The sequence below is a fragment of the Flavobacterium rarum (SeqCode) genome (assembly GCF_965234445.1).
Lineage (GTDB): Bacteria > Bacteroidota > Bacteroidia > Flavobacteriales > Flavobacteriaceae > Flavobacterium > Flavobacterium rarum.
The window spans coordinates 142,533-158,364 of record NZ_OZ248501.1; the positions used below are offsets into that span (position 1 = coordinate 142,533).

The window sequence follows — 15,832 nt, forward strand, 5'->3', positions numbered from 1 at the left end:
AATCGATTTATATGCCATCTTTTAAATATTAATTGTCAATATGCTTTCGTTATTTTTTAATTGATTTGTAATCGTTTTGCAAAGTATTCATCAGTTCCATTGCGTAATTGTCTCTTGTCTGAATGTATGCTACTTTTGGAATTATTTGGGCTCCTAATTTCTTTTTTTCAAAAGAGGCTGAAACTCCAAAGTCTATTTTTGAAAACTGTAGCTCATTAGCTCTTTTTATAGTTTGAAACAATAATTGTCTGTAGAGTTGGTACTCTTTTACCCACTTGTAATCCATACCTACTAATTCAGGGACGTAGGTGTGGTTGTTGTTTTTGTAGCAAAACATAATTCCTACGAATTGATTTTCGGTATCCGCTTTTAGTGATAAAATTATGAACTCCCAATTGGAACCTTCATTCATGTTTTCGAAAATTTCTTGGGAATATCGAAATGTATTGATAGCGTAATTATTATCTTTTACATTGTTGTAGAGTTGATATGCTCTTTCTATTTCTGGTTTGCTTAATTTATCTTTTATTGCAACATCATAAAACTTCTCATAAGGTTCTATCTCTTTATTGAAATGTTTCCGTGATCTGGGCGATAATCCATTGGTAAATTCTTCATTAGTATTCCATTTTTGATTGTAAGCCACACAGGATTCTGGCATGTCAATTTTGAAATACCCTTGATCCTGTATTAATTTATTGTATTTGTTTCCTTCTTCAAAATCCCTTAAAACTAACATATCAGCATTTAGTACATTATATTTTTCTTCTAATTTATCCAATAGAATTTTCAATGCTTTTTCAGCTAAAGGATGTTCTTGATTGATAAAATAGTGGTTTCCTTCTGTAAATAAAGATCCCATACTCAATACTTTTGAGGTAAGGTATAAAGGATTGGTTTTTCTGATTTCTTCCAAATGCATGGAGACCGATTCAGTTGCCAGCATGTCGTCTTTCCAAAGACCATAAGTAAAAAAGGTCATTAGTATTATGTTTCCTTTTTTGTCCTTAATGGTGTAATAATAAAAATCCCATTGGTTGGTTGGGTCTGGATGCTGGCTGAATGTTTTTTCTAAGTAAACCATTCCATCCCAATCAAAAATATTTTGCTTCCCCATGTATAGATCCCATTCTGATTTTTCGATATTCTGAATGGTATTTTTTTCTTCGATAATGAGTTCCTTCTCTTTTGATTCAGAAATCTTTTCTGCTTTTCTAAAGTCAATTCGGAAAGCCTGCCTTATTTTGTTTTCGCTGTTATTGGTTTCTTCCAAAGCTTTTGGAAAATGAAATTCCATTGCTTCGGCTAAAGCTTTAATATCTTTCATTTGGTTGTGGCTGGATAATGTAATTCTTATTCCTGTGTTCTTTATTGGAACTGCTGGATAAATACCCAAATTTAGAAAAAAGCCTTCCTTGAATAATCGGTGGACAAAGTTATAAGCCGTTACGGGCGTACCCATTCCTAAAAAGAAAACTGGCGAATCATTTTTTGAAATTATGGGAAGGATTCCGTTTGACAGTAATTGATTAAAATAACCGATCTTATCAGCCAAATCCATTTGTTTTATTATTATCTCAGGAGATAAATGGATGTCTGCCGAGGCAATTGCTGCCGCCACAGATGCAGGTTCTAATTGAGCAGAAAAAGTTAGTGGTCCTCCAAAGTTTTTAATTTTGTCCCTGAGTTTTTGATTCCTGCAAAATACCGTTGCACCACTGGCTCCAAATGTTTTGCTAAGAGTGCTTACTACAATGCAATTTTCGGGTAGTTCTTTAATTGAGTCGAAAATAAAACCGGTTCCATTCTTGCCTCTCCAACTCATGCCGTGAACATCGTCAAAATAAAGATTAAGCTGAGGATATTTTTGAGTTAAAGTCAATAATTCCGGAATTGGTGCATAATCACCAAACATAGAATATACTCCGTCTGCCATATACCAAATTTTGTTGCATTTGGAGGTTATCTGTTTGATTTTATCTTCTAGCATATTCAAATTGCTATGCCTAATCATTTCTACTGGAATTCCTCGTAGCTTTAAAAGCTGACAAGCATTCTGCACACTCCAATGTACCTGATGATCCATTATTACGGCATCTTCATCCCTAATGAGTGTGGGGATAACGGCTAAATGCCCCAATGTACTGTTCTTTGTTATAATTGGAGGTATCCCATACATTAATTCTATTTTTTGTTCTAGTTCATTGTAAAGCGGATGCGAAATATATGATTTTGAAAGTGGGAATTGCGTACCATAATTTTGTATTGCAGCTATTGCGGCCTCTTTCAATCGGATATCTTGTTCGAGTCCCAAATAGCCAGTTGTACCGAAATGAAACATTCCCTTTCCCTTGATTTGGATTGTCCTACCAGTTAAAATCTTGTCTTCTGCATATAAGTGCAGCACCCCTTCTTTTTTAGCTCCTGATAAAACTTCATCTACTGTATCAATGAAGTTGTTGTGTTTGATTTTTGCCATTGGTTAGTTCTCTTTAAAGGTTATAAAAAATAGATTTATAAAAGTCATTATAAAAAATGAAAGTATTTTATGTTATTCTTTAAATACTCCCAATATGACAAATTAAAGTACCGAATTGACAACTAAAGCGCCAAATTGCAATAAATAATCCCAAATTGGCAACTGTCTTATTGCCAAATGTTTATATTTTTGTTAAATCATAACACTTAAATTCATAAAACATGATTGCAGCACATGATCTTTATGAGAATAGCTATGCCCGATTTTGGATTGCGGATGGTATTCTCTTTTTTGAATATAAACCCAACACTACTATTGATCTGAAGGTAGCCCAGTGTGTTGTAACCGATAGAATTCATTTTCAAAATGAAAGAGCTTATCCTATTTTGTGCGATATTCGAGGTATAATTAGTACTGAGAAAGCTGGAAGAGATCATTTGGCACAATCGGGCTCCATATTGACAAAGGCAGTAGCGCTTATTGTACATGAAAAAGTTTCCTTAATTATTAGTACTTTTTATGTAGAGATTAGTAAACCTTCTGTACCTACTCAAATTTTTACTAAGGAAGACGATGCTTTGGTTTATCTGAAGGGCTTTGTTTAGAATTTAGTTTATAGAAAGTAGCATTAAGAGTTGAATTTTATGAAAAAAGCATACAACGAAGAGCGTATTGTTACAATGCATCAAATGTTATTTGAGATGGCACGTGGCAATTTTAACAGTCGCATTCCCTTAAGTTCCAATGATGACCAATTGGAAACGCTAGTTGTTTTAATTAATATGGTTGCCGAAGAAATGAAAGAGTCAATTTTTCATGTCGGCTACATTAATACTCATAGGACACATCAATTTATAGCCCAAAGCACATTTGTTTTAGAGGGCTCTTTTTTAATCAAAAGTTTTACTCCTGAAGTTACCGCCTTTTTAGGGTATTCGGAATCTGAGTTGATGGACCTACCTTTGGGAGGTATTATTACTAAAGCTTCTTTGGAACAACTTCGTGAAGTAATCGATTCAACTGTTTCATTGCCTGCAACTATTGTGTTAGATTTCACACCTAAAGAGCATTTGCCTATTTCTGTTGCTTGTAGTGTTGGAAAGCTAATTAATCGTTCGGAAATTATATTAAATCTTGTTACTCCTGTTAGTCAAGACACCTATAATCCATTGGCTTACAAAAATGAAAACGAGAAACATACTAAAACCCGAAAAGCTGATGTACTTTTGATTCAGAAACTTTATGACTATATATTAGCACATCTTGAAGAACCACTTCCGTCACTAAAAGTTCTTTCGTCTGAATTAGGTACAAACGAACATAAATTAAAAGATGGTTTTCGCCATTTTTTTAAGACCAGTGTTTACCAGTTTTATAATGAAGAACGTTTGAAAAGAGCTTATTTTATGATTGAACACACTACTATACCTTTGAAAAATATATCGGTGATGAATGGTTTTAACAATTATCCCAATTTTTCAAAATCTTTTAAAAAACGATTTGGATTTTCGCCATACGAAATGAAGCGAAATGAAACCGGTTTTGCTTCTCTACCAGAAGGTTAAATTTTAGTTTTTCAAACTTTGTCCGTTTTGGTCAAGTTTTGCTCCCAATAAGACAAGTGTTTTGGTTTTGAAATTCAGAATTTTGCTTTGTAGAACTTAAATCTATGAAGCTATGAGATTGAATACCAAAATACAGAATCTGTCTTTAGAGTTTATTTGCTTACTCTATACACTACTTTTTGTTTATGCAGCCACAAGTAAAGTACTAGATTTTGAAAACTTTCGAATTCAATTGGGTCAATCTCCATTATTGAGCTCTTTTTCCGGTTTAATATTATTTGCGGTTCCCACTGTAGAAATAATCATTGCTATATTATTACTGGTTCAAAAATTTAGGTTGATAGGTCTTTTTTCTGCCTATACACTTATGGTATTGTTTACTGCTTATATCTACATATTATTAAACTACAGTACTTTTATCCCTTGTTCTTGTGGTGGAATAATCCAAAAATTGTCTTGGAGTCAGCATATCATCTTCAATATTTTTTTTATAGTATTAGCTGCAATTGGGGTACTGTTTTTACCAGATAACAACACTTTAGATAATCATCAAATCGGAAAGTTATGAAATTAAAAGTAAAAATATTAGTCCTCATAATCTGTGGAATCTTCGGTGTCGGTACAATGGCTTTGCTTTTTGTTATTTCTGAAAATATCACCCATTACCAAAATCGTTTTATTCGTCGTTTTCCACAGCATGTTGCCGAGGAAGTACACCAAACGGATTTAACTTATAATTCCTATTATTTTGCGGGAAGTGGAAATGGGAAAATTTATTTAGGCAATTACACAGCACCTCTACAGGTAATGGTTTTGGATACCGCATTGCAAAGCAAAACTGTTTGTCATATTAAATTGAAGCAAAGAAATCTACCATTCCGTGGACCTCAAATCAGAGTGAATGGGAAAGACTTTTATGTATTTGAGGGAATGGTTCCTTATGTATTCAAAGGTGCTATATCCGATTGGAGCGCTTCTTTACGGATAAACAGCGGTAATCATTTTTCGCAGCTTACGCCAATTGATTCTGTGAATATGTCAGTTCGTTATTTGTCACCCAAAAACGGTGAAAATATCATAGGTATCTTAAATCTTATTGATACCACAAAAGCAAAATACAGCAAATCCTTATTGCAAAGACAATTTGACGGGAAGTTCGATACCGATGGTAATCTCTTATATAATAGTAGTCTCAACCGAATTGTTTATGTTTATCTGTATCGAAACCAATATATCGTTGCGCAGCCAAATTTGAAATTAGACTATCGGGGTAAAACAATTGATACGGTCAGTCACGCTGACATACAGTTAATTCGACTTAAGAATAGTAATCAAAAAACGTTTGCCGTTCCGCCGCTGGTTGTCAATAAATTGAGTGCAGTTGCAGGAAAGTTATTGTTTGTCAACTCAGAATTACCAGGTATGTATGAATCTGAGGATGTTTGGAAAAGAGCCAGTATAATAGATGTATATGATTTGACGGACCAAACCTACCGTTCCAGTTTTTCAGTCTATAAAATTGCAGGTAAGAAGATGAAAGCGATGTTAGTGTATGAAAATAAAATGTATGCGTTGATTGACCAGAAAATAGTTTGCTATAAGTTAAGGGAATATATCACGCAAAGTCATCCAGCTCGTGTAAGCACAAAATAAAATAGTATTTAAAGTATATCGGCCGATGTCAGGGATACGATCGAAAACCTGTAACAGAGTAGATCATAAACATTAAATTTTGATATTATGAAAACAAATTTTTTCAGAAGACTAATGATGCCGTTCGCTGTCATAGTCTTGGGTGTGGCCTGTGCTTTTGTCACTACTGCCATGAGTAGTGCCAAAACACTTGCCAATGTGCAAGGATACAAATTTGTGTCACAAGCCGATCCGTGTCACGCTGATGCTATGTGTAGCAATGTATTTAATGCGAATATTTGTACCTCTAGCGGCACACCGCTAAAGGGTAAAGTGTCGCAAAATGCACCATGTGATGTCACTTTGTATAAAATACAAAACTAAATAGTGGACGTATTTTAAAAGGCAATGCAGTTCGGCGAAAGCTAGAACTGCATTGTTTTTTGTTTTATACGCAATACTTTATTGCGGTTCAAGCCACTCGGGTTTCTTTTCCCCTTTCAAATAATATCCAAACCACTCTGAAATTTTATTTGTTAAATCCATTTGATTTTCTCGTTTCAGTATTGTGTGATTTTCTTTGGGATACAGTACCATAACATGTTCTTTTTTGAGCCTTCTAAGTGCCAGATAAAACTCCATGGTTTGATATGGATTGACATTTGTATCTTCTGTTCCTGTATAGGTTAATAATGGGGTAATAACATTAGATACAAAATTGACAGGCGAATTTCTTTGATAGCCTTCATAATCTTCAAAAAGTGTTTTACCCATACGCATTTGCTGAAATTCATAACGCCAACCGTTAGTGTTTTTGGCGCCCCAATTCACTGACAAATAGCCACTGGTAAAATCCGACAAACCAGAACCGGCAATCGCAGCCGCAAACAAACCCGTTTGAGTAATGATAAAATTAGTTTCGTAACCTCCAAATGAATGTCCAGTCAATCCAATTTTACTTTTATCTATTGGTGCCATTGCCATTGCCGCTGTAGTTGCCGCCATTACACAATCAGTGGCTGAAAAACCAGGACTTCCTACCGTATAGACAATATCGGGATACAACACAAAATAGCCTTGACTTCCGAAAAGACTAGCATTCGGTACTGATTCGTTCAATAAAGTAGGGTTGCTAAAACGATGCCGTATTGCCGTTTGTTTTTCATAAATGTAAACGATCATTGGGTATTGTTTTGCTGGATTGTAATCAAACGGATAGACTAAAACTCCTTTCAAAGCAACTCCTTTCGCGTTTTTATAATCGACATATTTTGAAGTGCCCCAACCGTACTGGTCGTATTGCGGATTGCTTTGAAAAATAGTCTTTTGCGGAATGTTCTTGCGCTTTATATTTAATGAAGGAGGAGCGTTAAAATCTTCGCTCAAATACATATAGCAATCATTTTCTTTAGATTTATGAATGGCACTTATGTACTTCTCGGTATAGACAATGGATTGTACTTTTTGTCTATTCTCCAATTTAAAATATCCCGAAAAACTATGGTCAAGGGCATTCGATCTGAGTATTAATAGTGAATCATCAATTTCATTTGCTTTAGTCACAATCCCATCAGCGAATCCATTTGTATTTTCAATAATGCGGAACATTTGATTTTGTTCGCGACCTTTGGTACATCGGGATCCATTGCCGTTCTCGGGGTTTATTTGCCACAGATCAAAATGGTCATAGAGCAGTAACGTTCCATCCTTGGCTGACCAACCTGCTACACCATACGACTGTATTTCGGCCATGTCCACGGAATCGTCATAAAATGCAATTCCCGTTTTTTTGGTAATGTTTGTATGCGTCTGCTTCGCAATAGAATAAACCCACCAGTCACGATCTCTAAAATAAGCAATATATTTTCCATCTGGAGACAGGCTTATATCGACAAAGCTACCCGATTGCTGTTTTAGAAATACTGTTTTGCTACCCGTATTTAAATCTACCAGAAAATAATCCCGATCAGCGTCTTGTTTCCATGATGGTTTATTATCGTTCGAATCATAAACTATTGCATAGCGTTGATTGCCATTGAGCATTGCAGTTGAGTATACGCTGTCTCCAACAGCCCTAAACTGACCGTTTTTGGGAGACCATGAGGCGAGGCGAGGCAGACTTTTTTTGTTTACTATATTGCGTAAAGGAAACAAATCTTTATCGGCTGCATTCCATACCTGAATACCTGAATGATTTTGTACTAAAGTGTCATCGTTTTTCTTCATCATAAAAAACGCCCGCTCCCCATCACACGAAATTCCTAGGGTCGAAATAAAACTAGCATTCAAAACCATATCCTTTGGCCAATCGGCAGCTGTTGTCGTATCATATTGAAATAGTTTACAGTCGTCAATTTCATAGTACAAAACGGCATCGGCGGAAAAGGGTTTAGCGGAATTTGGACGTCCAACAAAAGCAATGGATTGACCGCCTCTTTTCCAGACTATATTTTCAAACTGTTTTACCGTACTCTGGGTAACTATAGTGTTGATCCTTTTTTTGCCAAAGTGGAGCAATCCAACGGTATTCTGCGTCTGCGCAGCTGTGCAATACCCAAGCGCATCACCTTTAGGACTCAAGCTAAACGAAGTCACATTATCAACTTTTTTAATTGTGTCCCCTATTAAATTTTGGATAATAATGTTGGTTTTTCCGTCTATCCCGTTACAGTAGAGAATCAGGTAATCGCTATCGCCTACAAATGCAAAGTCTTGCACATTTTCAATATACTTTACTTTGCCGTTGACCAGATTCAATAATTGGAATTTATTCTCCGGTAGCAAACATCCAAACCAGGAATCACCAACAAATTTGCCGCTATGACCTTTGGCAAAGGCAATCGTTTTGGCAGTGGTGGTATTTTTGACAAATAAAGTATCAAGACCCGACTCATACGATACGGTATAACTCACCCATTTGCCATGATCCGAAATGTTGTCGGGGGTAAGTGTACTCCATAAATGATAGTCCTTTTGAGTAAGAGGGCGTATTTTTTTGACCTGTCCGTTTACCAGACAGGTCATCAAAAACAAAATAAAACTAATCCAAATTATTTTGCAGTTGTATACTTTAGTATCCATTAGTATCCTGGATTTTGAGGTTTTAAATTTGGGTTGAGGTTCAATTCTGCTTCCGGAATCGGAAACAAATCGTCATGTATATTCCATCCCGGTTTTATGGCTGACAGAACCGATTGTATTTTGTTGAACCGTTTCAAGTCAAAAAAGCGATGACCAAATTCGGTGAATAATTCCAGTCGACGTTCCTGTAGTATCGCATCAAGGATTTCATCCTGCGTAACAGCTGAAGTATTCATGAGTCCAGCGGTATGCCGAATGGTATTCAAATCTTCTTTTGCACCAATTAAATCACCCGAATGCGCCCTTGCTTCGGCGCGAATCAGGTACATTTCGCCAAGGCGTAGTATGATAGAATATTCCAAGGAAGTTGCATTATCACCATATTTGTATTTGAAAGGATGGTACCAAGTCGAAATCCCATCGGTAATGGCTTGTGTCCAGTGGACTTTGCGCTGGTCATCGGTCGTAAAAGCGGACATAAAATCATTTGTTAAGGCTGATATCGGTGGAGGGCCTTCATTAAAATTAAAGGTTTGCGCTTCTAGCGCATTGCCGTTTGAAAATCCGGGAGCGAGTTGCCAGATTGTCGAAGTAGATTCTTTTAGAAAAATTTTATCAAGATCTTGCTCATTCTCATATACCCCCGTAGTGTTTAAAACCGCCGAAACTTCATTTGAAGCTTCATTCCAAGAACCGACATACAAATTTACCCGTGCCAGTAGTGCATGAGCTGCATACTTGTTTGGACGTACCCGATCAGAGGTAAGATACGCTTCTGGTAAAAATACTATTGCCTGTTCTAAATCAGCCCTCGCATTGTCGTAAACCTCCGCCACAGGAATCCTAATTGCTACACGATTTACAGCATAATCTGTCGTAGTGATATAGGGTACATCACCGTATATATTAGCCAGATAAAAATGAAGCAGTGCACGAACAAATAATGCTTCGCCAGTGAGTTGATTGCAGTCTGCAGCGGAAAGTTTGGATGAATAAGCTACGCCTTCAATTACGGCATTGGCCGAATAAATTTGATTGTACGTGTTGTTCCACAATTCTTTCACATCTGGATTGGAAGCAATTAATGAATTGTTGTAAAATGCAGGACCACTTGGCAGCGCACCATAAAAATCCATTTCATCAACATAAATTCCCAGTAGATGTGAGAGTCCACTTGGCGAACCAGTCAGCAATCCAGTATCTCGAATTTTTGAATAAATGTCTGTCATCGCTGCGTTTGCTGTTGCCTTTTCTTCAAAAACGGTATTCGCAGTCAATTGAGAGTCTGGCAGATCCACATCCACAAAATTATCACAGGCACTCATAACTGTTGCAAGTGCCAATATCCACAAAGCGTCGAATGCCATTCCCCACAGCGAATTTTTGGCATTCCAGAAGTATAAATTTGAATTGAAATTTTCCATAATTAGATGATATTTGTTTTTTAAAGGAATATGTAATTCGCATCTCTTCATTGGTGTTTGTGACCAATTTACGGTCATGCTCATTTCATCATTGTATTTTTAAATTAAAAACTAAACTGCACTCCAGCGGAAAGAATTCGCAAAGGCGGCAAATATCCAGCCGATTTAAACTCGGGGTCAGCACCATTGTAATGGGTGAAGGTTATTACATTTTGTCCTTCAAAGAACAGTTTGCATTGCAGGTCTTTCAGTGGGAGATCGTAGTAGAGTGAAATGTTTTTTAATCGCAGATACGAGGCATCACTGATGGTACCATCACTTTCATAATATTTATAAGATGCTTCCACGGCAGCGCTGTTGGCGCCAGTTGTATAGATTTGATAAGATGCACTATCACCCGACTGTTGCCAATGGTTCAGCACTGTGGTGGGCTGATTGCTTGATGAACCCGGATAACTAAAGTACGTTGATGCGTTATAATTGATTTGCTTGAGGAACTGAAAAAGAAAATCCAGTTGCCAGTGTTTGTATTTCAAGGTGTTTTGGAAACCACCATAATATTTAGGATTAAAATCTTTGATTGTGGTTTTGTCCTCCTTGCTTGTCAAGATTCCATCGCCGTTGACATCTTCAAAAGTGTATAATCCTGTTTGCGGGTCAACACCCGTAAAATGATATACTTTTTGGATGTTGAGCGGTTGACCGATTACAAATTGATTGGCGTAACTTGAACTTTCCAAATTGGGGAATTCCAAAAGCTTAGTCTTGGCCAAAGTCAGGTTGATATTGGTTGTCCAAGAAAAATCTTTGGACTGAATGTTTACAGTGCGTAAGGTCAGTTCTACACCACGGTTTTGTACTGTTGCCTCTAGGTTGGCTTGCAAAGAAGTAAATCCTGTAGTTCCTGGTAACGGTATTCCTGTCAATTGATTGGAAGATCGATTGTCGTACCAAGCTGCGGTAAAAAAGATACGGTCTTCGAGAAAACCTGTTTCCAATGCCACTTCAAACTTTTTATTGGTTTCCCATCCAAATTCGGGGTTGAACAAACGAGAGGGTTGCAGTCCCACGATGCCCCCGTAATTCACACCCGAAGAACTGTAGGTATCGAGGTATTGGTAATCGCCAATTTGGTCGTTACCCGTAAGACCATAACTGGTTCTGAGTTTGCCAAAACTTAAAACGGTATTGTCTTTGAAAATTCCTTCTTTGGAAAATAACCATGCAAGGCCAACGGCTCCAAAAGTCGAAAATTGCTTTCCTGGGCCAAAACGACTGGATCCGTCACGGCGAGCTGTTGCGTTCACAATGTATTTGTCGTTCCAATTAAAATTAACACGCCCAAAAAAGGCTTGGTACTTGTACTCTGATTCGTCACTTACCAACGTAAAGATATTGGAAGCTGAGGCCAGATTATAAATAAGGCTGTTGCTCGAAAAACCAAAGGCATATTGTGCCAGTTGGCTGCTGTTTTGCGTTTGGAAAGTGCTGCCCACCAGCGCATCCAGTTTTCCTTGACCGATGGTTTTATTCCAATTTAATTGTGGCTCGACAATCCACGATTTTCGGTCGGCATTGCTTACTATTAATGTGGATAGTTCAGGGCCTAAACCGTAAGCGGGATTGTACCGTGTTGAAGGGTTTGCCGTAATTTCGGAATTGGTAAGGGCGGTATATCCCAAATTGGCTTTCAGTTGGAAGGCATCGCTCAACTGATACGTCATCATGGCATTGGCGATGAGGTCATTGGTGTTGGCGGTATATTCTCCTTCGAGATTTGCCAAAGGATTGTTGAAGGTATTGTTTTCCCAATTCAGTGAACCGTCAGGGTTATGGAGTGCTGGTGCATTCGGTGCTATGGTTACTGCTTCTCGCATCAAGTCTCCACGGGCTTGGTTGTTGTCCTGAACCGTATAGCCAATCGATGTAGTGATCTTGAATTTTTTATTGTCTGATTCATGGTTGACGTTCAGACGTACATTTCCTTTTTTATAGATAAAATCACTGGGCAAAACAGAGGTTTGCTTATTGAAATTAGCACTTAACAGAAATTGAGTTTGCTCAGAACCGCCCGAAAGGGACGTTTGGATGTCAGTGATTAGGGATGTACCACCCATCAATTCTTTCTGCCAATCGGTGTATCGAGTTTGATCCCAAGTTCCATTGACGTCATACGCATAATCGGGTATGGGATTGATGCCATCATTTGAAAAAGCTTCATTTCGCATCCCAATGTATTGTTCGGTGTTCATCAAGTCCATGAATCGGGTTACCGTTCCAGTACCTGTTAAAAGTTTTGCCGTAAACTTTGTTTTTCCCGCTTTTCCTTTTTTGGTGGTAATCAATACTACACCGTTGGCACCACGGGAGCCATAAATTGATGTGGCATCGGCATCTTTTAATACTTCAATGCTTTCAAGCTGGTCGGGATTGATGCTGTTGAGCGGACTGGGTTGTGTTGGCAACACCGCCGAATTGATTCCCGTACCAATAGGATCCGAGGAATAGGGAACGCCGTCAATAATATACAGCGGATTATTTCCATTTACCCGTAAACTGTTTTGCCCACGTATCTGGACATCAAATCCACCGCCTGGGGTTCCTGTTGTTTGTGTGATATTGACACCCGCCATGCGACCCTGCATCGTGGCCAGTACATTGGAGACGGGTTGTTTCTCAATGTCTTTTGAAGTGATTTTGGCTATACTTCCAGAGTTTAAGCTATTCTTTACAGAATAATAGCCCGCATTGATTTTGACTTCTTGCAGGGAGGTTGCATCTTCTTGTAATTGTATGTTTATCACGGAGCGACCATCGACGGGGATACTTCTGGTTTTGTAACCCAAAAAGGAATACACCAGTATATCTTGCGGGTCAGCCAACAAAGAGTATTTGCCGTCAAAATCAGTATTTGTTCTAGTAGTTGTTCCTTTTATGGTAATTGTGACTCCTGGTAATGGGGCCTTTCCATCTGAAACGGTGCCACTTACTTTTATTTGTTTGAAGTGGTTTTGGTTAGCTTGAAAAATCAGGATTGGATTTCGTGCTTGTGTGGTCGGACTGTATTGGTAGATACCGAAAATAAATAGATACCAAAGTACAGGCCAGCCCTTGTAGAATGAAAAATTTTTCATAATATTGGATTAGTTAAATGAAACAATAGTTTTATTGGCTTTGGTCCTCTAGTATTGCTTGCCGGCGTGTTAGGGGACCTTTTTTATTAATCATCAAGTCAAAAGTTTGATGAATGACTGAAAGAGTGAATAAGATTTTTTTATTGCATAGGCATTTGATTTAAAGGTTTTTTTTAAGGAAAGCCAACTGCCGTTGCCTGTTGCAGCCAGACGGTGGCAGTGCCTTTCCCAACTAATTCATTTAATTAATGGTAATGCGAAACTTAAAAAAGGAAGCGGTGCTAAGAATGTAAGAGGAGAATGTGACCAAAGTTTTTAAAAAAAATGGCATGAACCCAGCTTATTGCATCAAAGGTACTGGCGGCACCCAACCACAATAAGTGAGCCCACACCATTAAGTGTGAGCATCTTAACTTATTATCTCGTGGTTTTTAAAACGCCAGTTTTTTGATCCGAGATTCTAAGCGAATGCTTCAAATATTTTATGAAGAAACGCAAATATATAAATTCAAAAACAAATATAAAACAAATTTTCCGATTGCGCATCATCGTGTGCAGAATAATCGTAAATATTATATTCTTTTGTTCTAATGGCGAATGATAAATTACAAAGCAATACATCTAAAGATAAGAATCCTATAAAGGTTTTTCTTATAGATAGATATGTTTGTAATTATATAAGTGAAGAGTGGATGAGTGATGATGTATCTAATAGATCCTTTGGAAAATCTCATGGAATACATGAAGGTATTGTTAGAAAAATAAAAGAAGTAGACGGATATAAAATTCCTGTATCCACACTTACCACGATATGTTCTTATAAAGGAATAAGAATGTCAGAGTTTTTTAAATTAATAGAGGAAAAATATGGGCAGTTAAATGATAATTTTGAAATTAAATAAATAACCAAAAATAAGATTTGACCTTAATCAATACCACCCAAAAGATGCTTTATAGCATCTTTTTTTTGTTTTATAACAAATAGTTGTCAAATCGGCAGTAAAAGTTGTTTATTCGGGAGTAACTGACTTTGTGATAAAAAAGTAACTTTCAGTTCGTTCTATATTTGAGGTATGGAATGGTATGAAATAATAATAGTTATTGTGATTATCCCGGGGGGAGTTTATATAAGGGGGAAAATATATGAGTTTAGGAGGGACAATTTTTCTGGGTATAATGATAGTTGGAGAACTAGACGAAAGAAATAATGAAAGATGCATATGAGGTTCTTTTTTTTGTTTTAATTTTATTATTTTTCTGACAATATGGAAATCCGTAAAGAATAGTAGAGAAGGTTTTGTAAGTTTGGGAAATTAAACTGTGCCTGAGTTGAGTATATATGCAAGTTAAATATCATAGTTACACAAATAACTATTAACTTATAATTAAATAAAATATGTTAAGTACATGACAAAAAGCAAAAAAGACTGTTATCTAAAGAGTTAAATCCTGTAAAAAGAAATTTCGACAAGTAATCTAATCCATATTTGAACACGCTTACAGCTCTTCTGCCATGTTTTTTTATTTTTATTTTTTTGATGTTTTCATCCAAATAGTCACCAATTTTATAACACCATACAAAAGCAATCATTGTTAGAGAAAATAGTTTTTCCAGTCTTTCTAAGTCAGTAACATGTGTATCTTCGATATTAAAACCACTGCTTTTTAATCCTCTAAAAAGAGTTTCAATCTGCCATCTTTGTTTGTAATAAGTCATTGCTTGTTCTGGCTTATTGAATGAAACAATGATTAAAAACTCCATTTTCCCGTTTCTGTCAATGGTTTTGCTTCCTGAAAGATAACACCTTTGCCCATGTAATTCCACGATTTTCGGATAATGGTAAAACTCGCCTATTTTCAAATTGTTGAACAGCCAAAAAACCTTAATTTTTTCATTTTTTTGATAAGAATAAATTTTGAAATTATTCCTAATTCTGATGTAATACCTAATGCTGTTTTGGTTCAAAAACTCCAACCATTTATCTCCGACAAACTCTCTGTCTGCCAAGAGACAATCTATACTTTCCTTTCCAAACCATTCTATGTAGCTCTTGATCAAATCAATCCGCTCTTCCATGTCGGAATTCCCTCGTTTGTCCAACATTTTGAACATCAATGGGAACGCAACATTTTTATAACTGACTCCTAACATCAGAATGTTAATATTATTATCCCCAAATTTCCAATTAGTTCTATCTAAGACCAATACTAAATCGGTTTTTGATGGTAATAAATTGAATATCAAAGAAGAAACTATTTTCATAGGAAAATCAAATTCTTTCATGAATCTTTGAATTCTTCTATAAGAACTATTTTTACTTGCTTTTGTGTCAAATCCAGATGCTAATCTATCATAATTGATTGTCTTTATTTTGCATAAAGCTGTTATAAATAAACATATGAGCTTGACCCTTGCTAAATTGAATTCTCCCTTGAAATGACCTTGTAAAACCGAAATAAGCTCTGTATCTTTGCCCTCAAGACTGGTATTTTTCATTATAAAAATTATGTGGTAAT

At 36.6% G+C, this 15,832-nt stretch carries 11 protein-coding genes; 6 read left to right on the forward strand and 5 right to left on the reverse strand.

From position 1 onward, the window contains the following. Positions 1-49: 49 nt before the first annotated feature. Positions 50-2,479 (reverse strand): aminotransferase class I/II-fold pyridoxal phosphate-dependent enzyme, encoded by a 2,430-nt coding sequence (locus AC8GF4_RS11360; protein WP_506594744.1) that lies wholly within the window; start codon positions 2,477-2,479, stop codon positions 50-52. A 221-nt stretch (positions 2,480-2,700) separates the two neighbouring features. On the opposite strand from AC8GF4_RS11360, the gene AC8GF4_RS11365 reads away from it, so the two are divergent. The 5 genes from AC8GF4_RS11365 to AC8GF4_RS11385 all read left to right on the forward strand — a co-directional run bounded on the left by AC8GF4_RS11365 (position 2,701) and on the right by AC8GF4_RS11385 (position 6,060). Then, positions 2,701-3,084: a DUF7793 family protein gene (locus AC8GF4_RS11365; protein ID WP_506594745.1), complete on the forward strand. Its 384-nt coding sequence runs from the start codon at positions 2,701-2,703 to the stop codon at positions 3,082-3,084. 39 nt (positions 3,085-3,123) lie between these two features. Then, the gene (locus AC8GF4_RS11370; protein ID WP_506594746.1) at positions 3,124-4,044 is read left to right on the forward strand and encodes a helix-turn-helix transcriptional regulator; all 921 of its coding nucleotides are present in this window, start codon (positions 3,124-3,126) and stop codon (positions 4,042-4,044) included. 112 nt (positions 4,045-4,156) lie between these two features. After that, a complete protein-coding gene (locus AC8GF4_RS11375) occupies positions 4,157-4,612 on the forward strand; it encodes a MauE/DoxX family redox-associated membrane protein (protein ID WP_506594748.1) in 456 nt (151 codons plus the stop codon). Continuing rightward, the gene (locus tag AC8GF4_RS11380) at positions 4,609-5,697 is read left to right on the forward strand and encodes a hypothetical protein (protein ID WP_506594749.1); all 1,089 of its coding nucleotides are present in this window, start codon (positions 4,609-4,611) and stop codon (positions 5,695-5,697) included. Before AC8GF4_RS11375 ends, AC8GF4_RS11380 begins: the two co-directional genes overlap by 4 nt. A 114-nt stretch (positions 5,698-5,811) precedes the next feature. Continuing rightward, positions 5,812-6,060: a hypothetical protein gene (locus AC8GF4_RS11385; protein WP_506594750.1), complete on the forward strand. Its 249-nt coding sequence runs from the start codon at positions 5,812-5,814 to the stop codon at positions 6,058-6,060. Positions 6,061-6,138: 78 nt separating this feature from the next. Here AC8GF4_RS11385 and AC8GF4_RS11390 read toward each other — a convergent pair whose 3' ends face one another. The 3 genes from AC8GF4_RS11390 to AC8GF4_RS11400 are packed head-to-tail and all read right to left on the reverse strand — an operon-like array spanning position 6,139 to position 13,315. After that, the gene (locus AC8GF4_RS11390; RefSeq protein WP_506594751.1) at positions 6,139-8,757 is read right to left on the reverse strand and encodes a S9 family peptidase; all 2,619 of its coding nucleotides are present in this window, start codon (positions 8,755-8,757) and stop codon (positions 6,139-6,141) included. Next, positions 8,757-10,265: a RagB/SusD family nutrient uptake outer membrane protein gene (locus tag AC8GF4_RS11395; RefSeq protein ID WP_506594752.1), complete on the reverse strand. Its 1,509-nt coding sequence runs from the start codon at positions 10,263-10,265 to the stop codon at positions 8,757-8,759. The genes AC8GF4_RS11390 and AC8GF4_RS11395 overlap by 1 nt, the downstream gene beginning before the upstream one ends. Before the next feature lie 20 nt (positions 10,266-10,285). Then, positions 10,286-13,315, reverse strand: coding sequence for a SusC/RagA family TonB-linked outer membrane protein (locus tag AC8GF4_RS11400; protein WP_506594754.1), 3,030 nt, complete (start codon positions 13,313-13,315; stop codon positions 10,286-10,288). A gap of 590 nt (positions 13,316-13,905) precedes the next feature. Here AC8GF4_RS11400 and AC8GF4_RS11405 point away from each other — a divergent pair. Beyond that, on the forward strand, positions 13,906-14,217 hold the full coding sequence (locus AC8GF4_RS11405; RefSeq protein ID WP_506594756.1) for a transcriptional regulator: 312 nt from the start codon (positions 13,906-13,908) through the stop codon (positions 14,215-14,217). A 497-nt stretch (positions 14,218-14,714) separates the two neighbouring features. On the opposite strand, the gene AC8GF4_RS11410 is transcribed toward AC8GF4_RS11405, so the two are convergent. Further along, positions 14,715-15,812: an IS4 family transposase gene (locus tag AC8GF4_RS11410; protein ID WP_506594757.1), complete on the reverse strand. Its 1,098-nt coding sequence runs from the start codon at positions 15,810-15,812 to the stop codon at positions 14,715-14,717. Between the last annotated feature and the right edge of the window lie 20 nt (positions 15,813-15,832).